Below are 22588 nucleotides of genomic sequence, written 5' to 3'. Positions count from 1 at the left end.
TGAGGTGTGCGCGGCGTACGACCTCGGCGTCCGAGCCGTCCTTCGGCACCGGCCCCCTTCTCGGGCCGCCTCCGTGCCCGGACCTCCGGTTTCCGCCTCGCGGTGTCTCGATACGCGTCCACCGCACGCCCACACCCTCGCGAGGCGCCCATGTCAGCAGCTTCCCTCACCTGTACCCACCTCTCCTTCACCTGGGCCGACGGCACCACCGTCCTCGACGGCCTGGACATCGCCTTCGGACCCGGCAGGACCGGCCTCGTCGGCGCCAACGGATCGGGCAAGTCCACCCTGCTCAAGCTGCTGGCCGGGGAACTCGTCCCGACCGCCGGCGCCGTCGGCTCGGCCGGGGAGATCGGCCTGCTCCCGCAGAACGTCACGCTCGACACCCGCCTCCGCGTCGACCAGGCCCTCGGCATCGCCGAACGGCGGGCCGCCCTGCACGCCATCGAGGCGGGCGACACCGCCGAGGAGCACTTCGAGACCGTCGGCGACGACTGGGACGTCGAGGAGCGCGCCCTGGCCACCCTCGGCGAACTCGGCCTCGGTCACATCGGCCTGGACCGGACCGCCGGCGAGCTGTCCGGCGGCGAGTCGGTGCTGCTGCGGCTCGCCGCGCTGCTGCTGCGCCGCCCCGACGTCCTGCTGCTGGACGAACCCACCAACAACCTCGACCTGTACGCGCGCCGCCGGCTCCACCAGGCCATCGCCTCCTGGCCGGGCGTCCTGGTCGTGGTCAGCCACGACCGGGAGCTGCTCGACCTGGTCGACCGGATCGCGGAGCTGCGCTCCGGGGAGGTCACCTGGTACGGCGGCAATTTCTCGGCCTACGAGGCGGCCCTGGCCGTCGAGCAGGAGGCGGCCGAGCGGCTGCTGCGCACCGCGGAGGCCGATGTGCGCAGCAGCGGCGGGAACTGGCCGACGCCCAGGTCAAGTTGGCCCGCCGCAAGCGGTACGGCCAGAAGATGTGGGACTCCAAGCGTGAGCCGAAGATCGTCATGGGCGCGCGCAAGCGCGCCGCCCAGGAGTCGGCGGGCAGGCACCGCCTGCTGCACGAGGACCGGCTCGCCGAGGCCAGGGAACGGCTGGATGAGGCGGCGGAGGCCGTACGGGACGACGACGAGATCCGCGTCGACCTGCCGTACACGGCCGTACCGCCCGGCCGGCAGGTGCTCACCCTGGAGAACCTGGAGATGGCCCACCACGCGCGCGTGCGGGGCACGCTCGACCTGCGCGGGCCGGAGCGGATCGCGCTCGTCGGCCGCAACGGCGCCGGCAAGACGACGCTGCTGCGGACCGTGGCGGGGGAGCTGGCGCCGCTGGGCGGCACGGCGACGGCGCACGTCCCGCTGCGGTTCCTGCCCCAGCGGCTGGACGTGCTGGACGACGCTCTGTCGGTCGCCGAGAACGTGGCCCGGTTCGCGCCGGGCGCCACCGCCAACCGGGTCCGGGCCCGTCTCGCCCGCTTCCTGTTCCGGGGTGCCCGGGCCGACCAGAAGGCGGCCACCCTCTCGGGCGGCGAGCGTTTCCGGGCGGCGCTGGCCGCGCTGATGCTCGCCGAGCCGGCACCGCAGCTCCTGCTGCTCGACGAGCCGACCAACAACCTCGACATGGCGAGCGTCCGGCAGCTGACCACGGCTCTGGAGTCCTACCGGGGCGCGCTGCTCGTCGCCGGCCACGACCTGCCGTTCCTGAGGTCGATCGGGGTCACCCGGTGGCTGCTGATGGAGGGGGGTGAGCTGACGGAGACGACACCGGAGGCGCTCGGCGGCGCGGTGTGACCGGCCCGGCGGGGCGTCGGAAGGGGCACGGTCCGGCGAGCGGGGTTCCGCCCGGGCCGGGGCACCCTGCATGATGACGGACCGGCGCCCTCCCCCGGGCGCCGGCCACCGCACGACCGCAGGACCGCACCCCCCGCACCCCCCGCACCCCCGCACCAGCCCAGCGACCGACGCGAAAGGCCCCTCGTGCCCGGCAAGAAGGCCCTCGTCCGCCGTCCCGGTCCCCGCCTCCCCGACGGCCAGGTGACGCACATCGCGCGGGAGAAGGTCGACGTCGGGCTCGCCGCCGAGCAGTGGGATGCCTATGTGGCGGCCCTGGGCGCGCACGGCTGGGAGACGATCGAGGTCGAACCGGCCGACGACTGCCCGGACGCGGTCTTCGTCGAGGACACCGTCGTCATGTACCGGAACGTGGCGTTGATCACCCGGCCGGGCGCCGTCTCCCGGCGGGCCGAGACCGCCGGTGTCCAGGAGGCGGTGACCCGCCTCGGCTGCTCGGTCAACCGGGTGACGGAGCCGGGCACACTGGACGGCGGTGACGTCCTCAAGGTCGGCGACACCGTGTACGTCGGCCGCGGCGGACGGACCGACGCGGACGGTGTGCGGCAGGTGCGGGCGGCCTTCGAACCGCTGGGCGCCCGGGTGGTCGCCGTAGCGGTGAGCCGGGTGCTGCACCTGAAGTCGGCGGTGACCGCGCTGCCCGACGGCACGGTGATCGGACACCTCCCCCGGGTGGACCGGCCGTCGCTGTTCCCCGGCTTACTGCCGGTGCCGGAGGAGTCCGGCGCGCACGTGGTGCTGCTCGGCGGGGGCGGGCTGCTGATGGCGGCGAGCGCCCCGCGGACGGCGGAGCTGCTGACCGACCTCGGCCATGACGTGGTGACGGTCGACATCAGCGAGTTCGAGAAACTGGAGGGTTCCGTGACCTGCCTCTCCGTGCGCCTGCGGGAGCTGTACGCCTGACCGGCCGATCCCCTCGCCCCGAGCCGCGACCCGCGGGTCCCCGCGCGGTCCGGCACACCGGCGGGAAGCCGGTACGGGCGGGCTGATCAGCGGTTCTTTACAGTCGCCTTAACCTACGGCTTCGTAACCTACGGCTTCGTAGCCTACGATCACGTAGGTTCCGGCACCGCTCGCCGGTCCCCCTTTGCTCCCCCCGTGTTCGCCGTCCCCCTGGAGTTCCTGTGACGATCACCTCCCCCCACCTGTCCAGCCCGTCCGTCTGGACCGACGCGCGGCTGCTGTACGCGCTGGAGGAAGTGGTCGAGCGGGAGCTGAACCGGCATCTGAAGGTCGCCAAGGACTGGATGCCGCACGAGTACGTGCCGTGGAGCGACGCCCGCAACTTCCCCGGCCTGTTCGAGGACGGCGAGCCCTGGGGCAAGGAGCAGTCCAAGGTGACGGAGATCGGCCGGATCGCCCTCGTGGTGAACCTGCTGACCGAGGACAACCTGCCGAGCTACCACCACGAGATCGCCACGCTCTTCGGCCGCGACGGCGCCTGGGGGACCTGGGTGCACCGCTGGACGGCCGAGGAGGGCCGGCACGGCATCGTGATGCGCGACTACCTGCTCGCCTCGCGCGCGGTCGACCCGGACCAGCTGGAGCGCTTCCGCATGTCCCACATGAGCGAGGGCTTCGAGTCCGACAACCGGCACTCGATGCTGCACTCGATCGCCTACGTCGCCTTCCAGGAGCTGGCCACGCGGATCTCCCACCGCAACACCGGCCACCAGTCCGGGGACCCGGTCTGCGACCGCATGCTGGCCCGCATCGCGACCGACGAGAACCTGCACATGGTCTTCTACCGCAACCTGCTGAAGGCCGCCTTCGAGCTCGCCCCCGACCTCACCATGCAGGCGGTGCGGGACGTCGTGGTGAACTTCCGAATGCCCGGCCACGGCATCCCCGGCTTCGAGCGGGCCGCCGCGCAGATGGCGATCGGCGAGGTCTACAACCTGCGCATCCACCACGACGACGTGCTCCAGCCGGTGCTGCGCTTCCTGCGGGTCCTGGAGATCGACGGCCTCGGCCCCGAGGGGCGCCAGGCCCAGGAGGAACTCGGCCTGTACATGGGCGGACTGGACGCGGAGGCCGTGAAGTTCGACGAGAAGCTGGCCGCGCGCAAGGCCCGGATGGCGGCACGCGCCGCGGGCTGACGCCCGCGCCGATCCGGCCGGACGGTCGTCCGGCCGGGTCAGCGGGCGGTACGCCGGAGGGCGAGCCGTTCCTTCTCCGACATGCCGCCCCAGACACCGAACCGCTCGTCGTTGGCGAGCGCGTAGTCCAGACAGGCCGGGCGCAGCTCGCACATGGCGCAGATGCGCTTGGCGTCGCGTACCGAGCTTCCGGGCTCGGGGAAGAAGAAGTCCGGACCGGTCTGCGCGCACAGGGCCTGTGCCTGCCAGGTGTGATCGGCCGGGGTGATGGTTTCGGAGTGCATGGGCACGAGCCTGCCCCGCGCGGAAAAACGTCCGATCAACGCCGGCTCAACGGCGGGCCCCCGGCTCCGTGCCGACCCGATGATGCGCCCCCGGCTCCGGTTCGCGCACGGCGGCGCGCGGAACGATCCGCAAACAGCCGGAACCCGTCCGCCCACCCCGGGTGAGCGCCCGGCGGACCGGCGCGTCGCGGCCCGCCCGGCGGCGCGTGCCGGTGGAGGGTGCCAGACTCGGCAGTGCACAGGACGGGACCTTGCGAGGAGGGCCGAGATGCTCACCACCCGTTTCGTGGACGGCGCCCCCAACTGGATCGACGTCGGCAGCCCCGACCTCGACGGTGCCGCCGCCTTCTACGGCGCCCTCTTCGGCTGGCGGTTCAGGTCCGCGGGCCCGGACGCCGACGGTTACGGCTTCTTCCGGTTGGACGGGAAGACCGTCGCGGGCGGTATGCCGACCGGCCCCGGACAGGGACCGCCCGCCTGGACGGTGTACTTCCGCAGCCAGGACGCCCGGGCCACCGCAGAGGCCGCCGAACAGGCCCACGGGCGGGTGCTGTCGCAGCCGCTCGACGTGAGGGGCGAGGGCCACATGGCGATCCTCGCCGACCAGGCGGGCGTGCCGTTCGGGATCTGGCAGCCGGGCCGGACCACCGGCGTGGAGGCGGCGGGCGAGCCGGGGGCGCTGTGCTGGGTGGAGCTGTACACGCCGGACATCGCGGCGGCCGCCGCCTTCTACCACAAGGTGCTCGGCCTGGAGACCTCGGCGGTGCCCTTCCCGGCCGGGACGTACACCGGCGTCAACCCCGCCGGTGCCGGGGACGACGCGCTGTTCGGCGGGATGGTGCCGCTGGCCGACGCGCCCGCCGAGGCGGAGGCCGGTCCGTACTGGCTGCCCTACTTCGAGGTGCGGGACACCGACGCCGTGGTGGAACGGGCCGAGCGGCTCGGCGCGACGGTGCGGATGCCCGCGACGACGGTGGAGGGCGTGGGCCGCACGGCCAGGCTCGCCGACCCCTACGGGGCCCGCTTCGCGGTGATCACGAGCGAACCTCCGCAGGACTGACCACAGCGGTACCGGGGCCGGCTCCTCGGGACGGGACCGGGGGGCTCGCTCGGGGCGGCCCGCGCACGGCCGCTACGGCTCACGCGGAGGCGCGGCGTATCAGGGTGGTCGGCAGGATCACGCCCCCCGGCGTGTCCCGGGTGCCGGTCGTCGGGCGCCTTCCGTCCCGGCCGTCGGACAGGCCCCGCAGCAGCAGCCCGGCCATCAGCCGGCCCATGCCCTCGATGTCCTGACGGACCGTCGTCAGCGGCGGGTCGGTCTGCTCGGCGACCGGCACCATGTCGTCGAAGCCGACCACGGCCACGTCCTCGGGCACGCGCCGGCCGCTCTCCCTCAGCACCCGCAGCGCGCCGAGCGCCGTCAGGTCGTTGGCGGCGAACACGGCGTCCACGTCCGGGCAGCGGCCGAGGAGTTCGCGCATGGCGCGTTCGCCGCCGGCCGGGGTGAAGTCGCTCTCCACGACCAGCCGGGGATCGCTCGCACCCAGGGCGTCGGCCATGACGTCCCGGTAGCCGTCGAGCCGGTCCACCGCGGACGTCTGGTCCAGTGCCCCGGTGAGGTGTGCGACCCGCCGGCGGCCGAGGTCCAGCAGGTGCCGTACCGCCGCGCGCGCCCCGCCCCGGTTGTCGCAGTCGACGTACGCCACACCGCGTTCCTCCCCCGTCCGCGCGCGCCGCCCGGAGCCGGCGGCCCGGTCGGCGGCGCCCCGGTCGGGGCGTCCGCCGAACACGGTGGGCACGCCGGCCTCGTGGATGAGGCCGGGCAGCGGGTCGTCGAGGTGCAGCGAGAAGACCAGCGCGCCGTCGACATGGCCTCCGGCCAGGTACCGGGCCACGCGCGCGTGGTCGGCGCGGCCCTCGGTGAGCAGCAGCACCAGCTGGTTGTCGTGGGCGGTCAGCTCCTTGCTGATGCCCCGCAGCTGGAGCGCGAAGAAGGGATCGGCGAAGACCCGGCTCTCCGGCTCGGCGATGACGACCGCGACGGCGTCGTGGCGCCGGGTGACGAGGCTGCGCGCCGCCTGGTTGGGCACGTAGCCCAGCTCGTCCACGGCCCGCCGGACCCGCTCGGCCAGGGGCTCGCGGACCCCGTCGCCGCCGTTGACCACCCGGGAGACGGTGGCCCGGGAGACACCGGCGCGCGCGGCCACGGCCTCCAGGGTGGGACGCGACACTGCCTCGGTCACTTCGCACTCCTCGTCGGCGGCTGGCGATCAGGATAGCCGCGGGCCACCGGCCGGTCCGGTGCCCGGAAGGACCGGGGCCGGGCGGCCCGGACGGTGGCCCGGGCCGTGGGTCGGGCGGTGGAGCGGGCGGTGGATCGGCCGTGGGCCGGGGCCCGTTGTCAGTGCCGGGGTGCATGCTGTGATCAGTGGCGCGGGGGCGCCCGCGGACTCGGGGGGCGGGGATGGCCGGGATGACGAGGGACGGCGGCCGGAGGGGGTCAGGACGACGCTTCGCGGCGTGCCCGGCTGGGCTGGACGCGTTTCGGTTCGCCGGGCATCTTCGGGTACTCAGGTGGGTACGGCAGGTCGCCCAGGCCGTGGTCGTGCTCGTCCTGGCGGGCCAGTTCCAGCAGCGCGTCCAGCGAGTAGGCGTGGTCGTCCATGTCGGCGTGCACGTCGCCGAGTTCGGCGAACCGGGCGGGCATGGTGGCGAGGTCGAAGTCGCGGGGCTCGGCGACGCCGACCTCCTCCCAGCGCAGCGGTGCCGAGACGGGGGCGTGCGGGCGGGGCCGGACGGAGTAGGCGGAGGCGATGGTGCGGTCCCGGGCGGTCTGGTTGTAGTCGAGGAAGATGCGCGCGCCGCGTTCCTCCTTCCACCATTTGATGGTCACCCGCTCGGGCATCCGGCGTTCCATCTCCCGGCCGACCGCGATCGCCGCGCGGCGCACCTGGGTGAAGGTCCAGCGCGGCTCGATGGGCACGAAGACGTGCAGGCCCCGGCCGCCGGAGGTCTTCGGCCAGCCGCGCAGACCGCCGAACTCGTCGAGCACGGCGCGCAGTTCGCCGGCGGCGCGGGCGGCGTCGGCGTAGTCGGTGCCTGCTTGCGGGTCGAGGTCGATGCGGAGTTCGTCGGGGTGGTCGACGTCGGTGGCGCGGACCGGCCAAGGGTGGAAGGTGAGGGTGCCGTACTGCGCGGCCCACACCACGGCGGCCTCCTCGGTGGGGCACATCTCGTCGGCGCTGCGCCCGCTGGGGAAGGTGATGTGGGCGGTCGGGATCCAGTCGGGCATGCCCTTCGGCGCCCGCTTCTGGTAGAACCACTCGCCGCCGACGCCGTCCGGGTGGCGCTCCAGGGTGGTCGGGCGGTCGCGCAGGGCACGCAGGATGCCGGGGGCGACGTCCGCGTAGTAGCGGGCGACGTCCAGCTTGGTGAAGCCCCGCTCCGGGAAGAACACCTTGTCCGGGCTGGACAGCCGTACGGTACGCCCGCCCACCTCCAGTTCCACCGCATCACCCATGCGGCCACCGTAGGCGTACCCCGCACACCTCGCACACCGGGCGAAGCCGTATGCGTGCGAGCAGAATCGAGGCATGGATCTGCCCGTGATGCCGCCCGTGAAGCCGATGCTCGCCAAGTCGGTGGCGAGGATCCCGCCGGGCATGCACTACGAGGCGAAGTGGGACGGCTTCCGTTCGATCGTGTTCCGGGACGGGGCCGAGGTCGAGCTGGGCAGCCGCACCGGGAAGCCGCTGACCAGGTACTTCCCCGAGCTGGTCGAGGCGCTGCGGGAGCGGGTGCCCGAGCGGTGCGTCCTGGACGGGGAGATCGTCATCGTGCGCGACGGCCGGCTGGACTTCGACGCGCTGACCGAGCGGATCCATCCGGCTGCCTCCCGGGTGCGGACGCTGGCCGAGCGGACCCCGGCGTCCTTCGTCGCCTTCGACCTGCTGGCCCTGGACGACCACGCGCTGCTCGACACGGAACTGACCGATCGCCGCGCCCTGCTGGACCGGGCCCTCGCGGGCGTGACGCCACCGGTGCACCTGGCGCCCGCGACGACCGACGTCGAGGTGGCCCGGCGGTGGTTCGAGCAGTTCGAGGGCGCCGGTCTGGACGGGATCGTCGCCAAGCCGCCCACCCTGCGCTACGTCCAGGACGAGCGCGCCATGTTCAAGATCAAGCACGAGCGGACGGCGGACGTCGTGGTCGCCGGGTACCGCTTCCACAAGAGCGGTCCGGTGGTGGGCTCGCTGCTGCTGGGGCTGTACGACGAGCACGGCCGGCTCCAGCACGTGGGCGTGTCGGCGGCCTTCACCATGAAGCGGCGGGCGGAGCTGGTGGAGGAGCTGGAGCCGCTGCGCCTGGACGACGTCTCCGGGCACCCGTGGGCCGCCTGGACGGACGAGGCGGCGCACGAGGCGGCCCGGCTGCCGGGCGCGCCGAGCCGCTGGTCCGGCAGGAAGGACCTGTCGTGGGTGCCGCTGCGGCCGGAGCGGGTGGCCGAGGTGGCGTACGACCACATGGAGAACGGGCAGCGCTTCCGGCACACGGCCCGCTTCCGCCGCTGGCGCCCGGACCGTACGCCGGAGAGCTGCACCTACGCCCAGTTGGAGGAGCCGGTGCGGTACGACCTGGCGGAGGTCCTAGGCGAGCGGGACCACCGCTGAGCCCCGGCCGCGCGGAGCCGTATCCCTCTCCCGTCCGCTCCCCTCGCCTACGGCCGCATCAGGACCTTGATGGCGCCGTCCTGCTTGTGCTGGAACATCTCGTAGGCGTGCGGGGCCTCGGCGAGCGGCACGCGGTGCGTGGCGAAGTCGTCGACGCCGAGCGGGTCCTCGTCCGTCAGGAAGGGGATGATCTTCTCGCTCCACCTGCGGACGTTGGCCTGGCCCATGCGGAGCTGGATCTGCTTGTCGAAGAGGGTGAGCATCGGCATCGGGTCGGCCATGCCGCCGTAGACACCGCTGAGCGAGATGGTGCCGCCGCGGCGGACCAGGTCGATGGCCATGTAGAGGGCGCCCATGCGGTCGACGCTGAAACGCTCGGCGAGCGGACCGCTGAGTTTGCGGGGCATGATCGCGGCGGCCTGCTGGACCAGCTTGGCGACGTGGCTGCCGTGGGCCTCGGTGCCGACGGCGTCGATCACGGCATCCGGGCCCCGGCCGCCGGTCTGGTCCTGGATCGCGTGCACCAGCGCCTTCTCGTCGTCGAAGGCCCGCAGGTCGTAGGTCTCCACACCGCGCCGCTGCGCCCGGGCGAGCCGCTCCGGCACCAGGTCGACGCCGAAGACCCGCTCCGCGCCGCGCGCCTTGGCGATGCGGCAGCTCATGTCGCCGATCGGGCCGAGCCCGAGGACGGCGAGCGTGCCGCCGGGCGGGACGGCGGCGTACTCGACGGCCTGCCAGGCGGTGGGCAGCACGTCGGAGAGGTAGACGAACCGGTCGTCCGCCGGGCCCTCGGGCACCTTGATCGGGCCGAACTGTGCCTGCGGGACCCGCAGATACTCGGCCTGGCCGCCGGGCACGGCACCGTAGAGGCGGGTGTAGCCGAACAGCGGAGCGCCCATGCCCTCGCCGGTGACCTGGGTGGTCTCGCACTGGGTGGGCAGCCCGGTGTCGCACATGAAGCAGTGGCCGCAGGCGATCTGGAAGGGCACCACGACGCGGTCGCCGGGCTTGAGGTTCGGCACCTCGGGGCCGACCTCCTCCACGATGCCCATGGGCTCGTGGCCGAGGATGTCACCCGGGGTCATGAACGGGGTGAGCACCTCGTACAGATGCAGATCGGATCCGCACAGTCCGGTGGACGTGACGCGGATGACGGCGTCGGTGGGTTCCTCGATCCGCGGGTCGGGCACCTCCTCGACCCGGACGTCCCGCTTCCCCTGCCAGGTGACTGCCTTCATGAGTCGTACTCCCTTGGTCGCGTACGGCTGCGTCCCGTGGGCGGTGCCGTGCGGGTACCCATGCCGACCAGCGCCGAACCCGTGCGGTCGTGATCGACGGCCGGCCCGGCCGACGGCACACCGGGGCCGACCGGGCCGCGCGGGAACCACCGGGCGTCCGGCGCCCGGGCCGACGGGGCCGCCCGGTCCGGACGGCTCCGGTCCCGGCTCAGCGCGGTCCCCGCACCGCCTCCAGCGCCTCCGCGGCCCGGTCCGCCAGGCCGTCCGCGCCGCAGGCCCGGGCCAGGTCCAGGCCCCGGGTGAGTTCCGTGACCGAGCGGGCGGCGATGCCGTACTCGACCCGGGCCGCCGCGTGTTCGTACTGGCAGGGCGACGCTTCCAGGTGGGCGACGGCCCGGGCGGCGAGCCGCACCGCGCGCTCCCCCGTCTCCAGCGCGGCGGCGCAGCGCAGCGCCTCGCCCATGGCGGTGTCCGTGCCGAACCGCTCCGCCTGCCGGCGGGCGTCGGCCGCGACCTGGGCGGCACGGGCGGGGTCCGGCCCGGCGAGGGCCTTGGCGAGGTCGACGGACCAGGGCGCGAGGACCGGGTTGTGGCCGCCCCGGGAGACGGCGGTCTTCTCGGCCGCCTCCAGTTCGCCGATGCCCTCCCCGGTACGGCCCGCGGCGAGCAGCAGCCGGCCGCGCACGGAGCGGATGTCGGGCAGCACGATGGTGGACGGGTACGGCGGCGCGAAGCCGTATCGTTCGGCGACCGACCATGCCTCGCCGACCCGTCCGCGGGCCAGCAGGGTGTCGACCAATCCGCAGACGGACGACCAGTACAGCGGCAGGCGGCGGCCGACGCGCTCGGCGAGGGCCAATCCCTCGCGCAGGGTCGACTCGGCGTCGCGCAGCCGGCCCTGCCGGCGGTAGGCGAGTCCGAGGAAGGCGTTGGCCAGGGAGAGGTGGACGCCGCGCCAGCCGGCCGAGGTGTAGACGCGCCGGGCCTCGGCGAACAGGCTCTCGGCGCGGTCGAGCCGGTCGGTGCAGGCGTACGCGCTGCCGAGCATCAGCAACAGCTCCATGCCCCACTCGGTGTCGGTCCAGCCGAGGCCCGGCGCGAGGCGGCCGTTGACGAGGGCGCGGTCGCACAGTTCGAGGACCGCGTCGGCGCTCTCGCCATGGGTCATGGCGTCGAAGCCGCGCAGGATGAGCAGGGCGCGTTCGGCGTTGTCGCGCCCGGTGCAGGTGCTCGCGAGTTCGGCGAGGCGCCGGGAGCGGGCCGGGGCGACGGTCTCGCCGTGGATGCCCTCCCACATGAACTGGAACGCCTGCAACCGCAGCCGGACCGGGCCCGCCTCGTGCCGGGCGGCCTCGGCCTCGACCGTGCGGACGGCCTCCTCCAGCTGGTCGTTGTGGAGGAGCGCCTGGGAGAGGCGGACGACGGCGTCGACCCGGTCGTCCCCGTCGAGGCCGGGCATGCCGAGCGCGCTCCGGAGCTGGTCGATGGTGCCGGCGGGGTGGGTCAGGAGGGTGGCGCAGCCCAGCTCGTAGAGGACGTGGGCGTACACCTCGGGCCGGGGCGGCTCCTCCAGGGCGCGTTCCAGGCAGCGGCGGGCCGCGTCCGGCGCGCCGACGGCGAGGTGTTCGCGGGCGGCCTCGCGCAGTTGCCCGACGAGTTCCTCGTCGTCGTCCGGGTGCACCTTCAGCAGGTGCCGTGCGGCCTCGGCGGCGCCGCGGCCCAGCCCGGTGATGATCTGCGCGGCGACGCCGTGCATGGCGGTGCACACGCCGGGCGGGATGGAGTCGTAGACGGCGGTGGCGATGAGCGGGTGGACGAACTCCAGCTCGTCGCCGTCGCGTTCGGCGCCGGTGCCGGGTCCGGGGCGGGTGAGGATGCGGGCGGAGCAGAGGAGTTCGGCGCAGTTCCGGGCGAGGCCCTCCTCCATGGCGGCGAGGCGGGCGACCATGCCGGCGGTGATGCCGGTGCCGAGGATGGCGGCGGCCCAGGCGAACCGGGTGGCCTCCAGGCCGAGGTCCTGGAGCCGGTCGACCAGTCCGCCGCCGCGCGCCGTGCGGTTGAGCGCGCGCAGTTCCCCGGCCCGCGCCTCGACCGGCTGGATCTCCCTGTCCCGCACCTTGGCGAGCAGCTCGACGGTGTCGTAGGGGTTGCCGGCGGTGACCGCCCAGACCTCGCGGCAGAACGCGTCGTCGGCGTGCCGGCCGAGGGTGGCGCGGGTGAGGCCGGCGGTGGCGTCCGGGGTGAGGGCGCTGAGGTTGCCGATGCCGTGGCCCGCGGCGGCGACCGCGTCGAGGGGGCGGGCGCCGTCCCCGCCCGTGTCACCGGGCCTGCTGGTGACCACGACGAGGACGGACACCTCGTCCAGGCGTTCGGCGAACGCGGCGAGCCAGCGCAGGGTCTCCTGGTCGGCCCAGTGGGCGTCGTCGAGGAGCAGCACCAGCGGCCATTCGCGGCGGGCGAGCCTGCGCACCACGGCGACGAGCCCGTCGCGGACGTACTGCGGGTCGGCGTTGTCCCCGCGCGGGTCGGTTATGCCGAGGGCGGGGCCCGCGATGTCGTACCAGTCGCCGAGGTACTCGCGGGCCTCCTCGGGCGGCAGGGACAGCAGCACGGGCCGGAGCAACTGCCGTAAGACGTGGAACGGGACGGACCTCAGGGTCTCGGCGCCGCGCGCGGACCAGACGGCGCAGCCGCGGCGTTCGGCCATGCGGCGGGTCTCGGCCAGCAGCGCGGTCTTGCCGAGTCCGGCCTCGCCGCGGAAGACGAGCAGGCCGCCGGCGGAGGACCGGTCGGCGCACAGGCCGTCGAGTGCCTGTAGGACGGCGGCTATCTCGGCGTCCCGCTCCCAGAGGGGGGCCGAGCCGGCCGCCGGTGGCCGTCCCTCCGTCATCCGTTACCTCCCCGGGTCGCCCGAATGACGTACAGGCACCGAGCGTAGCCGTCCGGCGGGGCCTCGGGTGGCCGGTCACGGCAGCCGGAGCCCTGCCGGGTGACAGTGGACGCGGGCGGGTGCCACCGCCCCGGCCCGACCGGCGGGCGAGGCGTCGACGGCGCTCGCGTTGCGGCGGTCCGGGGCCCCGGGGGCGGCCCGCGGGCAGCCGCCGGGGAACGTGAACGGGGGCGGCGCGGGCGGGCCGTGGAAATTCCCGCGGGGAAATTGTCCGGGTCCGCACGGTTGGCCGGGGATCCTCTCATCCCGCTTTCACCGTCGCCTCATACGGTGGGGGCATGACGCAGGTGACTCCCCCCGGGTGGTACCCCGACCCCGGGCAGACGAACGACGGTCCGCCCACCGAGCGCTGGTGGGACGGCAAGGCATGGACGGAGCAGACCCGTCCCGCCGGCACGGCCGCCCCGTGGGGTCCCCCGGCGCAGCCGGCCGGCCCGGTGTCCGCGCCGCCCTTGGGGTACGGCGGTTACCCGGGCCACCCGGCCTACGGCGCCCAGCCGCCGGCCCGGTCCCGGCGCGGTCTGCGCACCGGCATAGCCGTCGCGGTGACGGCCGCGGTACTGGCGAGCATCGGGGTCGGGGTGTACGCCCTCGCCAAGGACGGCGGCGGCAGCGGCGACCGCGCCGGGTCGCGGCAGGGGCCGGGCGGCGGGGACGGCGGCCGGGGCGGACCGTTCGGCGGTCCCGGCGGCCCGGGGGACTCCGGTGGTTCCGGCGGTTCGGGGGGCTCCGGCGGTTCGGGGGGCTCCGGCGGGGCTTCCCCGGGGCCGTCCGAGGCGCCGAAGGTCCAGGGCGGCGGCTCGGTGCCGGACCCGGTCAACGGGATCAGCCTGCCGGTGCCGCGGGGCTGGACCGGGCAGACGATCAGCGCCGGCGCCCAGGTGACGTCCGACGACTCCTACAAGTGCCCGGGCAACTCGGCCCAGACGTGCACGGCGGGCGGCGCCTACACGGCTCCGGCGGTGGCGCTGGGCATCGAGGAGACCACGGCCGAGCAGGTCGCGAAGGCGGACATCGCGGCCAACGCCAAGCAGTCCTACGGCGGCACCACCTACGGCAGCGTCACCTCGCACGAGGTGCTGGCCTCCGAGGCGGTCACGGTGGCCGGGCAGAAGGGCTACCTGGTGCGCTGGAAGGCGGTCACCAGCAAGGGCGCCGACGGCTACGTCGAGTCGGTCGCCTTCCCCTCGCCCAACGATCCGAAGCAGATCGTGGTCGTACGCTTCGGCGTGGACGTCGGGCAGGAGGTGTCCGTCATCGACGACATCCTGAAGGGGATCAAGGTCTCCTCCGGCGGCGGGAACGGCCAGGACGTCTGAGATGAGGGTTCGGCCGGGTGGGGTCCCCCTCCGCTCAAGGAGGACCCCACCCGGCCGGGGGTGCGCGCCGCCCCCGTCCCCACGGTGCGGCGCGGACAGGTCGCCGTTCAGTCATCCCGTGAACGGCGGCCTGGGTCTCAGCTCAGCCCGAGCGCGGGCAGCACGGCGGCCTCCACGAAGCGGACGAGGTAGTCGCCGTCGGCGTACTGGCCGTTGAGCACCGGCCGTACGCGCAGGACGCCGAACATCATGGCGGGGACGTACTCCAGCGCGGGGTGATCCGCGCGCACCTCGCCCCGGGCGACGCCCCGGGCCAGCATCTCCTCCAGCGCGGCGATCTCCGGGTGGACCAGCGCCTCGCGCAGCGCCCGGGCCAGTTCCTGGTCCGAGGTGACCGCGTGCCCCAGCGCCTGGAGCAGTCGGGTGTCCTTGCCGGACCAGTCTCCGGCGGCCCGGGCGGCCTGGCGCAGATCCTCGGCGAGCGATCCGGTGTCGATGCCGGCGAACCGCACCCGGCGGCTGGCGCGCAGTGCCGCCGCGACGAACTGCGGCTTGGTCTTCCACTGCCGGTAGAGCGTGGACTTGCTGCACCGCGTGCTGGCGGCGACGCCCTCCATGGTGACGGAGTCGTAGCCGCACTCGCGGATCTGTTCCAGCACCGCGTCGAAGAACTCCCGCTCACGCTCCGGCGTGATCTTGGAGCGGCGCGAGGCGACGACCGTCTCCGGTCCCTCCGCGGCCTGCGACGTCATGCGGTGCTTCCCCTCACTCGTGCCTGTGTCCAGTGTGGCGCACATCAATCGATACGCAAGTGTACCGGTACTCAACCGTATCGGTACACTGACGTATCGGTACGACAACGTATCGATGAGCCGCGGTCCGACACCGGGACTCACAGCACCGCGCCACACGACGCACCACCACACGCACCACCGTCAGCGAAGGGGCCGGGGGATGAATGCCCGAACCGAGCCTGCGGAGGCGGAAGCGGAGCCGGCAGCACCGGCACGCCCGCCTCTGATACGTGAGTTCCTGCTGGTCGCCGGGCTCTTCCTGGTCTACAAAGCCGGCCGCCGGTTGGCCACCGGTCACACCGGTGACGCCTTCCGCAACGCCCGCCGCGTGTGGCACCTGGAGCGGGCCGCCCACCTGCCCCACGAGAACGCCGTACAGTCCGCGCTGCTGCACGGCGACACCGTCGTCCACCTGGCGAACACCTACTACGCGACCGTCCACTTCCCGGCCACGCTCGCCTTCCTGGTCTGGCTGTACCTGCGCCGGCCCGCGCACTACGTGTGGGCCCGCCGGGTCCTGGCGACGGTCACCACGGCGGCCCTGGTACTGCCGTTCACCTTCCCGCTGGCCCCGCCGCGGATGCTGACCGGGACCGGTCTGCTGGACACCGCTCGCGTCTACGGCCCGTCCGTGTACGGCCCGCCGTCCAGCGACCACCTCTCCAACCAGTTCGCCGCGATGCCCTCGCTGCACTTCGGCTGGGCGCTGATGGTGGCGGTCGGCCTGATCGCCGCGACCCGGTCGCGCTGGCGCGCGCTGTGGCTGCTGCACCCGCTGGTCACCCTGCTGGTGATCGTGGGCACGGCCAACCACTACTGGCTCGACGCGGTCGTGGCCACGGTCATGCTGGGTCTCGCCCTCGCCGTCATCCATCCGCCGCGCCGCACCGCCACCACCGCAGGGCTCGGCACGAGCCTGCCGCGTCCGCGCGAGCCCGTCCTGGCGGGAGCCGGCCGATGAGCGCCGCCGCCCTGGCCGCCCTCGGCCTGTCCCTCGTGTCGGCCGTCGCCTACGCGCTGGCCGCCGTCGCCCAGGAACGCCTGGCCGCGCGTGGTGCCGGCACCGGCCTGCTGCGGCTGCTGGGCACCGGTGCCTGGTGGGCGGCGGTGGGGCTGAACGCCGCCGCCGCGCTGCTGCACGTCGTCGCCCTGAAGTACGGCCCGCTCACCGTCGTCCAGCCGCTCGGCGCGCTCACCCTGGTGGCGGCCGTGCCGCTGGGCGCGCGGGCGGCCGGCCGGCGGGTCAGCACGGCGGAGTGGCGCGGTACGGCGCTCACGCTGCTGGGGCTGGCGGCGCTGCTGGTCAGCGCCTCCGGTCCGGCGCCCGCCCGGGTGCTGTCGCTGCCCGAGGCGCTGGCGGTCGCGGGGACGACCGCCGCCGCGATCGGGCTGCTGTCCTGGCCCGGTGCCCGGCCGGGGCTCCGGCACGCGACCGCGTCCGGCTTCGCCTCCGGGGTCGGCTCCGCGCTCACCCAGACGGTGACCGTGGCGGCCACGCACCGCTCGGGGCCGGGCCTGGGCACCGGGGTGATCGTGGTCGCCGTGCTCGTGGCCGCGTTCGCCGTGGGCGGGCTGCTGCTGTCCCAGACGGCCTACCGCGGCGGACTGGGCGCCCCGCTGGCCGTGGTCACCCTCGCCAATCCGGTGGCCGCCGCGGTGATCGGGCTCTGCCTGCTGGGGCAGGGTCTCAAGGGCGGGGCCGGCGGAGTGCTGCTGGCCCTGGCCGGCGCGGGGCTCGCCACCCGGGGCGTGCTCCTGCTCACCCGGGCGGCACCCGGAACCGGCCGCGCCGACGACCGGGAGAGGCACGACGAGCGGGAGGAGCACGAGGACCGGGAGGAGCAGAAGGAGCTGCAAGGCCACGAGGAGCACCCGGTGGCGGCGGTCCTGGCCCTGGAGCCCTCGACGGCGGCGGCCGAACCGGCGCTGGCGCCGTGGCGGAGGCGACGGCCCCGGCATCTCACGCCCCTGTGACCGCACACGACGGCGGCCGGTGCGCGGAGTCGTCCGCGCACCGGCCGCCGTCGCCGTACCGTCCCGCGCCGGTCAGCCCCAGCCGCGGGCGTCCTGCTTGAGGGCGGTGTCCACGGTCAGCGCCGTCGCCACCACCAGGCTCAGCAGGGGCTCGGGCAGCTGGTAGTGGATCTGGAGGACGTAGTTGTCCGCGGTCGTGAACAGCGTCTTGGCGAGGCCCTCCCAGGTCTTGGTGATCCGGGCGACCTCGTTGTCCGCGTGGTCGACGATCGCGAAGTTCCAGGCCCGCCAGTTCTCCGCCTTGATCGCGCCGACCTGCTGGCCGTTGACGGTCATCGCGAAGTTGATCTTGCCGATCATGTTCTTCTGGACGATCTCGCCGACCGGCGAGCCGTCCGGGCGGGTCACGATCACCCGGGACTTGAAGATCTTCGCCGGCCGGGTCAGCAGCAGCTGAGGCCGGCCGTGCGCGTCGCGGATCTCCAGCTTGTGGGTGAGGAACTGGTCCAGGCTGGAGACGAAGCGCAGGATCTTGCGGAGCACGCCCTGCCCGACCTGCGTGACCGAACCGATCTCCCGGCCGCTCTGATCCATGACCTTGTACTCGTTGGTCAGCTCGATCAGCTTGGCCTTCTGGTTCACGACGAGCACGGGCTCGGTGAAGAGGGTGCCGCCGCCGGGGCCGCCGGCCGCGACGCCGGCCTGCTGCTGCACCTGCCGCTCCACCCTGGGATCGGCGGCCTGCTGCTGCGGGAAGGCGGCCTGCTGCTGCGGCGGAACCTGCCCGGCGGCCTGCTGGGCCGGGTTGGTGTGCTCGGTCCACTGCGTGCCGTCCCAGTAGCGGAGCGTCTGCGTCGCCCCGTGCGGATCCGGGTACCAGCCAGCGGGAGTGTTCGATTGCGTGGTCACCGGGGCACACTACCTTGATGTGACCGGTACCTGACCAGTCCGCACGGAACGGCACTCATCGCCCGTTCACCCCGTGGCGATCGCCGGGTCGCTGACGCCGGGCAGCCCGTTCTCCACGTGCCCGGCGAAGCCGCGCAGGAAGGCCGGGTCGGCGTCGGAGGTGACCGTCAGGTCGTACCAGCGCCCGCTCGCCGCGAGGCCGACCGTCCGCCGCACCGTCGCGCCCGGCCGCACGGTCACCGTGACCGGGCCGCCGCCGTAGCCGTCGACCAGCTTCAGCCGCACCGTGCCGGAGCCCTGGTTGGTGAGGGTCAGCTCCAGGTCGTCGCCCTTGTGCCGGGCGGTGACCTCGGGTCCGGCGACCTTGTTGCGGCCCTTGAAGACGCGCAGGAAGCCGTTGGGCCCGTGCACGGCGAGGTCGTAGTCACCGCCGGAGTACACCGAGTTCCAGGTGTCCGAGAGCGTCTTGCCGGCCTCCGTGGTGTAGGTCCAGGGGCCGTCGGTACGGCGGTCGGACGTGACGAGGAAGGCCGCGCCCGCGTGCGCCCCCGAGGCGAACGTGAGCGTGAACTTGCCGGCCGCGGTGTCCGCCGCGCCGTCGACCACCGGGGCGTACTTCAGCGGGCGGGTGGGCCTGCTGCCCGGCTCCTGCCGCGGCAGGGTCCCCTGGGCGGGCGGCTTCGGCACGTAGTCCGGGTGCCGGACGCGGTCCGGCGGCCGGTAACCGGTCGTGGCGGGCAGCACCACCCGCGCGGTGTCCTTGCGGGAGAAGTCGAAGGCGCTGGTCAGGTCGCCGCATATGGCGCGGCGCCAGGGCGAGATGTTGGGCTCCCGGACGCCGAAGCGGCGCTCGACGAACCGGATGATCGAGGTGTGGTCGAAGGTCTCGGAGCAGACGTAGCCGCCCTTGCTCCACGGCGAGACGACCAGCATCGGCACCCGCTGGCCGAGCCCGTAGGGGCCGGCGGCATGGCCGCTGTCGCCCTTGAACAGGTCCGGCGCCGGGTCGACCGTCGACCTGCCCTGGGCGGCGGAGGCCGGCGGATAGGGCGGGATGAGGTGGTCGAAGAAGCCGTCGTTCTCGTCGTAGGTGATGAACAGCGCGGTCCTGCCCCACACATCGGGGTCGGCGGTGAGCGCGTCCAGCACCTGGGAGACGTACCAGGCGCCGTAATTGGCGGGCCAGTTGGGATGCTCGGTGAACGCCTCGGGGGCGACGATCCAGGAGACCTGCGGCAGCCTGCGCGCCTTGACGTCCGCCTTCAGCTGGTCGAAGAAGCCCTCGCCCTTGCGGGCGTCGGTGCCGGTGCGGGCCTTGTCGTACAGCGGGTCGCCGGGCACCGCGTCGCGGTACCGGTTGAAGTAGAGCAGCGAGTTGTCACCGTAGTTGCCGCGGTAGGCGTCGTTGATCCAGCCCCAGGAGCCGTTCGCGTCCAGGCCGTCGCCGACGTCCTGGTAGATCTTCCAGGAGATCCCGGCCCGCTCCAGGCGCTCGGGGTAGGTCGTCCAGCCGTAGCCCTTCTCGTCGTTGCCGAGGACCGGGCCGCCGCCCGTGCCGTCGTTGCCGACGTACCCCGTCCACATGTAGTAGCGGTTGGGGTCGGTGGAGCCCATGAAGGAGCAGTGGTAGGCGTCGCAGACGGTGAAGGCGTCCGCGAGGGCGTAGTGGAAGGGGATGTCGTCGCGCGTCAGGTACGCCATCGTCGTCGAGCCCTTGGCGGGCACCCACTTGTCGTACTTGCCGTTGTTGAAGGCGGTGTGCGTGTCGCTCCAGCCGTGCGGCAGGTCCTGGAGGAAGGCCAGTCCCAGGTCGTCGGCGTCCGGGTGGAAGGGCAGGATGTCCTTCGTGCCGTCGGACTGCTTCCAGACGGACCGGCCGTTCTGGGTGACCGAGCGGGGGTCGCCGAAGCCGCGGACTCCTCGGAGCGAGCCGAAGTAGTGGTCGAAGGAACGGTTCTCCTGCATCAGGACGACGATGTGCTCGACGTCCTCGACCGATCCGGTGCGGTAGTGGGCGGGCAGGGCGGCGGCGCGCTGGATGCTGCCGGCCAGCGCCGTGAACGCCGTGCCGGCGCCGGCGAGCTGGAGGAAGCGCCTCCGGTTGACTTCGGACATGGGTGAGGGTCCTCTCCTGACGTACGCGATGCCGTCAGATGACGGAATCTGCGCGGAGCGAGTGTTCCAAGAGCAGCAAACGTCAGGGAAGGGTCTGGTGGCGCCCGCGTGAAACTCGGCGGTCCGTGCGGTGCCGTGACGGTCGGGCACCCCTGGCCGGGGAGGCGGCCAGGGGTGCCGGAGGCGGTGCCGGTCAGGAACCCAGATACGCCTCCACCTCGCTGAACTGGCCCGCCGGCCATCCGGTGTTGGCGCTGACGCTCAGCCGCAGGTAGCGCAGGTTCGCGCCGCTCGGCAGGGGCACGGTCGCGGTGTTGCCGGTGGCCGGGTCGAAACGGTAGCCCTGGGCGCCGACGACCGTGGAGAAGTTCGAGCCGTCGGTGCTGCCGAGCACCGTGACGGTCTGGGTGCGGGCGCCCCAGGCCGCGGACGGCGGCAGCTTCAGCACCAGGCGGCGCACGGCGTAGGAGGAGCCGAGGTCGACCGTCCAGGACTGCGGGAAGGCGTTGTTGGCCGACTCCCAGTACGAGTTGGCGTCGCCGTCGACCGCCTTGCCGGGTGTGTAGACGTCCTGGGAGCCGGTCGCGGTGGCCGGGCGGCCCTTGGCGAGGTTGCGGTTCGGATCGGGCTCCGGGTTGCCCTGCCCGGGCTGCGGCCAGCTGGAGCAGTCCGACCAGGTGCTGGACCAGCCGGAGTTGCCGCCGCCGTCGGTGAGCGAGAACGTCCCGGAGTTGGCCGGGTAGGGGCAGTTGTAGACGCCGGCCGCTCCGACGCCGGTCGCGGTGACGTTCTTGAACGCGGCCGTACCCTGCGCCTCGGCCTGCACCACGACCGTGCCGGTGTTCCGCACCGTCGCCCCGGTCACGTTGACGTTGCGCACCGGGTAGCCCTGCCCGCCGCCGGAGACGAACTCGAAGGCGCTGTAGGGGCTGTCGGTGATCGTGGTGTTGGTGATGTTGACGGTCGCGTTGACGGCGCTGTCGTAGGAGTCGACGCGCAACGCGCCCATCGGGTGGTTCCAGTTGGGGTTCTGCGCACCGGCCCGCACCAGGGTGTTGCCGTCGACCGTGATGGTGCCGGACAGCGGGGAGAAGGGGTCGAGGAACTTCTGGTTGGAGATCGCGATGCCGCTGCCGAGGGCGTTGGTGTCGGAGATCTGGTTGTTCCGCACGGAGATGTCCGTGCCGCCGTAGATGGCGATGCCGTTGGCGAGGTTGGGCTGGGAGATGGTGTTGTTCACGAAGCTGGAGCCGGTGTCCGGCGCGTACAGCGACCACATGGCGAGGGAGTCGTCGCCCTGGTTGCGCAGGAAGTTGTCGCGGACGACGACACCCCTGGCGTTCCCGTTGAGGTTCAGGCCGTCGGCGGTGGTGTCGAGGATGCGGCTCTTCTCCACCACCAGGTTGTCGTTGTTGCCCGTCAGCCAGAGCCCGACCTTCAGGTGCTGGATCCACATGCCGGAGACGGACGAGCCCGGTCCGAGGGAGCCGTTGACGAAGTTGTCCGGGCTGGAGTCGACGCGTTCGGTGACCTCGCCGATGACCGCGAAGTCCTTGATGTGGACGTTGCCCGAGGAGCTGGACTGGTCGATGAAGCGGGAGGTGTGCACGACCGAGTACCAGCCGCCGGCGCCCTGGAGCGTCACGTTCTGCACGCCGTTCAGGGAGGACGTGATCCGGTAGTCGCCCGGCGGGATCCACACCGTGCCGCCCTGGGCGGCGGCGATGGCGTCCCGGAACGCCTGGGTGGAGTCGCCGTTGCCGCTGGGGTCGGCGCCCTTGGAGACGACGGACACCGACCCGGCGGGCTGCGTGGCGGCGGCCGCGACCTGCTCGAAGTCGGCGACATCCACGGTGACCTGGGTGCCCGTCGACTCGAATGCGACCTTGTCGCCGGCCTGCACGTCCCGTCCGAGCAGCAGCCGGGCGTTGTCGAAGAAGTGGTGGGTCTTCGCGCCCGCGATCCAGCCGGTGTCGACGTAGGAGTACTTGGAGGTCACCGGGAGGGTCTTGGCGAGTCTGGTGCCGTTGACGTACACGTCGAGCGAACCGGACTGGCCGTCCGGGACGCTGTAGGCCACGTTCACGGCGTTGGCCGCGCGCGGCACGGTGAACTCCACCCGCTGCCCGGCGGCCAGCCGGACGGCCTGCCGGCCGGACGCCTCCGAGGCCAGGGTGCCCTGGGTGTAGTCGGGGCCGATCCTGGTGCCGGTGCCGGCGGCCGACTCGGCCTCCACGGAGGTAAAGGGGAGCGCGGCGCCGGCCGCCGCGTGGGCGGTGGGGGCGAGGGTGACGAGCATGCCGGCGGCGAGGGCGACGACCGCCCCGATGGCCGGCATGCGCCTGACGTGTCCGGCGGTGCTGCTGTGCATGTGCTGATCCCTTCGTGGTGGGGTGCG

General features: G+C 73.4%; 16 protein-coding genes and 1 pseudogene. 8 read left to right on the top strand and 9 right to left on the bottom strand.

Going from position 1 to position 22588, the window contains the following annotated elements; genetic code table 11:
• Window positions 1–150 precede the first annotated feature (150 nt).
• The 3 genes and pseudogenes from IF37_RS39605 (at window position 151) to IF37_RS0122850 (ending at window position 3937) form a co-directional block, all read left to right on the top strand.
• Window positions 151–1778: pseudogene (locus IF37_RS39605) on the top strand (ABC-F family ATP-binding cassette domain-containing protein).
• Between the two features lie 186 nt (window positions 1779–1964).
• Window positions 1965–2741 carry a dimethylargininase gene (ddaH, locus tag IF37_RS0122855; RefSeq protein ID WP_030745449.1) on the top strand — a complete coding sequence of 259 codons (777 nt, stop codon included), beginning with the start codon at window positions 1965–1967 and terminating at the stop codon, window positions 2739–2741.
• Window positions 2742–2962: 221 nt separating this feature from the next.
• On the top strand, window positions 2963–3937 hold the full coding sequence (locus IF37_RS0122850) for an acyl-ACP desaturase (RefSeq protein ID WP_030745446.1): 975 nt from the start codon (window positions 2963–2965) through the stop codon (window positions 3935–3937).
• 38 nt (window positions 3938–3975) lie between these two features.
• Here IF37_RS0122850 and IF37_RS0122845 read toward each other — a convergent pair whose 3' ends face one another.
• Window positions 3976–4221: a WhiB family transcriptional regulator gene (locus tag IF37_RS0122845; RefSeq protein WP_030745443.1), complete on the bottom strand. Its 246-nt coding sequence runs from the start codon at window positions 4219–4221 to the stop codon at window positions 3976–3978.
• A 268-nt stretch (window positions 4222–4489) separates the two neighbouring features.
• Between IF37_RS0122845 and IF37_RS0122840 the strand changes: the two genes are divergently transcribed.
• The gene (locus IF37_RS0122840) at window positions 4490–5281 is read left to right on the top strand and encodes a VOC family protein (RefSeq protein WP_030745440.1); all 792 of its coding nucleotides are present in this window, start codon (window positions 4490–4492) and stop codon (window positions 5279–5281) included.
• Between the two features lie 79 nt (window positions 5282–5360).
• Here the strand turns inward: IF37_RS0122840 and IF37_RS0122835 are convergent, their stop codons facing one another.
• A complete protein-coding gene (locus tag IF37_RS0122835) occupies window positions 5361–6464 on the bottom strand; it encodes a LacI family DNA-binding transcriptional regulator (RefSeq protein ID WP_030745437.1) in 1104 nt (367 codons plus the stop codon).
• A 257-nt stretch (window positions 6465–6721) separates the two neighbouring features.
• Window positions 6722–7741, bottom strand: a complete 1020-nt coding sequence (ligD, locus tag IF37_RS0122830; RefSeq protein ID WP_030745434.1) for a non-homologous end-joining DNA ligase — start codon at window positions 7739–7741, stop codon at window positions 6722–6724.
• Window positions 7742–7814: 73 nt separating this feature from the next.
• Between ligD and IF37_RS0122825 the strand changes: the two genes are divergently transcribed.
• Entirely contained in the window at window positions 7815–8891 is a 1077-nt protein-coding gene (locus IF37_RS0122825) for an ATP-dependent DNA ligase (protein WP_030745431.1), read from the top strand.
• Between the two features lie 47 nt (window positions 8892–8938).
• Here the strand turns inward: IF37_RS0122825 and IF37_RS0122820 are convergent, their stop codons facing one another.
• Together IF37_RS0122820 and IF37_RS0122815 are read right to left on the bottom strand one after the other, a co-directional pair.
• Window positions 8939–10129: a zinc-dependent alcohol dehydrogenase gene (locus tag IF37_RS0122820; protein ID WP_030745428.1), complete on the bottom strand. Its 1191-nt coding sequence runs from the start codon at window positions 10127–10129 to the stop codon at window positions 8939–8941.
• Window positions 10130–10337: 208 nt separating this feature from the next.
• Window positions 10338–13019: an AAA family ATPase gene (locus IF37_RS0122815; protein WP_030745425.1), complete on the bottom strand. Its 2682-nt coding sequence runs from the start codon at window positions 13017–13019 to the stop codon at window positions 10338–10340.
• A gap of 338 nt (window positions 13020–13357) precedes the next feature.
• On the opposite strand from IF37_RS0122815, the gene IF37_RS0122810 reads away from it, so the two are divergent.
• Window positions 13358–14398: a DUF2510 domain-containing protein gene (locus IF37_RS0122810; RefSeq protein WP_030745422.1), complete on the top strand. Its 1041-nt coding sequence runs from the start codon at window positions 13358–13360 to the stop codon at window positions 14396–14398.
• A 137-nt stretch (window positions 14399–14535) separates the two neighbouring features.
• Here IF37_RS0122810 and IF37_RS0122805 read toward each other — a convergent pair whose 3' ends face one another.
• Window positions 14536–15150: a TetR/AcrR family transcriptional regulator gene (locus tag IF37_RS0122805; RefSeq protein WP_030745420.1), complete on the bottom strand. Its 615-nt coding sequence runs from the start codon at window positions 15148–15150 to the stop codon at window positions 14536–14538.
• Between the two features lie 202 nt (window positions 15151–15352).
• On the opposite strand from IF37_RS0122805, the gene IF37_RS0122800 reads away from it, so the two are divergent.
• A complete protein-coding gene (locus IF37_RS0122800; RefSeq protein WP_030745417.1) occupies window positions 15353–16153 on the top strand; it encodes a phosphatase PAP2 family protein in 801 nt (266 codons plus the stop codon).
• Window positions 16150–17166, top strand: coding sequence for a hypothetical protein (locus IF37_RS0122795; RefSeq protein WP_030745414.1), 1017 nt, complete (start codon window positions 16150–16152; stop codon window positions 17164–17166). The genes IF37_RS0122800 and IF37_RS0122795 overlap by 4 nt, the downstream gene beginning before the upstream one ends.
• A 72-nt stretch (window positions 17167–17238) precedes the next feature.
• Here IF37_RS0122795 and IF37_RS0122790 read toward each other — a convergent pair whose 3' ends face one another.
• From IF37_RS0122790 to IF37_RS0122780, 3 genes are all read right to left on the bottom strand, one after another.
• Complete coding sequence (locus IF37_RS0122790) at window positions 17239–18075, bottom strand: phospholipid scramblase-related protein (RefSeq protein ID WP_030745411.1); 837 nt, start codon at window positions 18073–18075, stop codon at window positions 17239–17241.
• Between the two features lie 66 nt (window positions 18076–18141).
• Entirely contained in the window at window positions 18142–20190 is a 2049-nt protein-coding gene (locus IF37_RS0122785; protein ID WP_030745408.1) for a phosphocholine-specific phospholipase C, read from the bottom strand.
• A gap of 193 nt (window positions 20191–20383) precedes the next feature.
• Window positions 20384–22561 (bottom strand): discoidin domain-containing protein, encoded by a 2178-nt coding sequence (locus IF37_RS0122780; RefSeq protein WP_030745405.1) that lies wholly within the window; start codon window positions 22559–22561, stop codon window positions 20384–20386.
• Between the last annotated feature and the right edge of the window lie 27 nt (window positions 22562–22588).

Origin of the sequence: Streptomyces sp. NRRL S-31, from assembly GCF_000718775.1 — a bacterium.
GTDB lineage: Bacteria > Actinomycetota > Actinomycetes > Streptomycetales > Streptomycetaceae > Streptomyces.
The sequence above is the reverse complement of the archived record's forward strand: the minus strand, read 5'-3'. Positions and strand labels throughout refer to the sequence as shown.

Bases quoted from the DNA above. Each gene is read 5' to 3' on its own strand.
- IF37_RS0122785 (WP_030745408.1), bottom strand. From the start codon at position 20,190: ATGTCCGAAGTCAACCGGAGGCGCTTCCTCCAGCTCGCCGGCGCCGGC.
- IF37_RS0122825 (WP_030745431.1), top strand. From the start codon at position 7,815: ATGGATCTGCCCGTGATGCCGCCCGTGAAGCCGATGCTCGCCAAGTCG.
- IF37_RS0122810 (WP_030745422.1), top strand. From the start codon at position 13,358: ATGACGCAGGTGACTCCCCCCGGGTGGTACCCCGACCCCGGGCAGACG.
- IF37_RS0122780 (WP_030745405.1), bottom strand. From the start codon at position 22,561: ATGCACAGCAGCACCGCCGGACACGTCAGGCGCATGCCGGCCATCGGG.
- IF37_RS0122845 (WP_030745443.1), bottom strand. From the start codon at position 4,221: ATGCACTCCGAAACCATCACCCCGGCCGATCACACCTGGCAGGCACAG.
- IF37_RS0122840 (WP_030745440.1), top strand. From the start codon at position 4,490: ATGCTCACCACCCGTTTCGTGGACGGCGCCCCCAACTGGATCGACGTC.
- IF37_RS0122800 (WP_030745417.1), top strand. From the start codon at position 15,353: ATGAATGCCCGAACCGAGCCTGCGGAGGCGGAAGCGGAGCCGGCAGCA.
- IF37_RS0122815 (WP_030745425.1), bottom strand. From the start codon at position 13,019: ATGACGGAGGGACGGCCACCGGCGGCCGGCTCGGCCCCCCTCTGGGAG.
- ligD (WP_030745434.1), bottom strand. From the start codon at position 7,741: ATGGGTGATGCGGTGGAACTGGAGGTGGGCGGGCGTACCGTACGGCTG.
- IF37_RS0122795 (WP_030745414.1), top strand. From the start codon at position 16,150: ATGAGCGCCGCCGCCCTGGCCGCCCTCGGCCTGTCCCTCGTGTCGGCC.
- IF37_RS0122805 (WP_030745420.1), bottom strand. From the start codon at position 15,150: ATGACGTCGCAGGCCGCGGAGGGACCGGAGACGGTCGTCGCCTCGCGC.
- IF37_RS0122820 (WP_030745428.1), bottom strand. From the start codon at position 10,129: ATGAAGGCAGTCACCTGGCAGGGGAAGCGGGACGTCCGGGTCGAGGAG.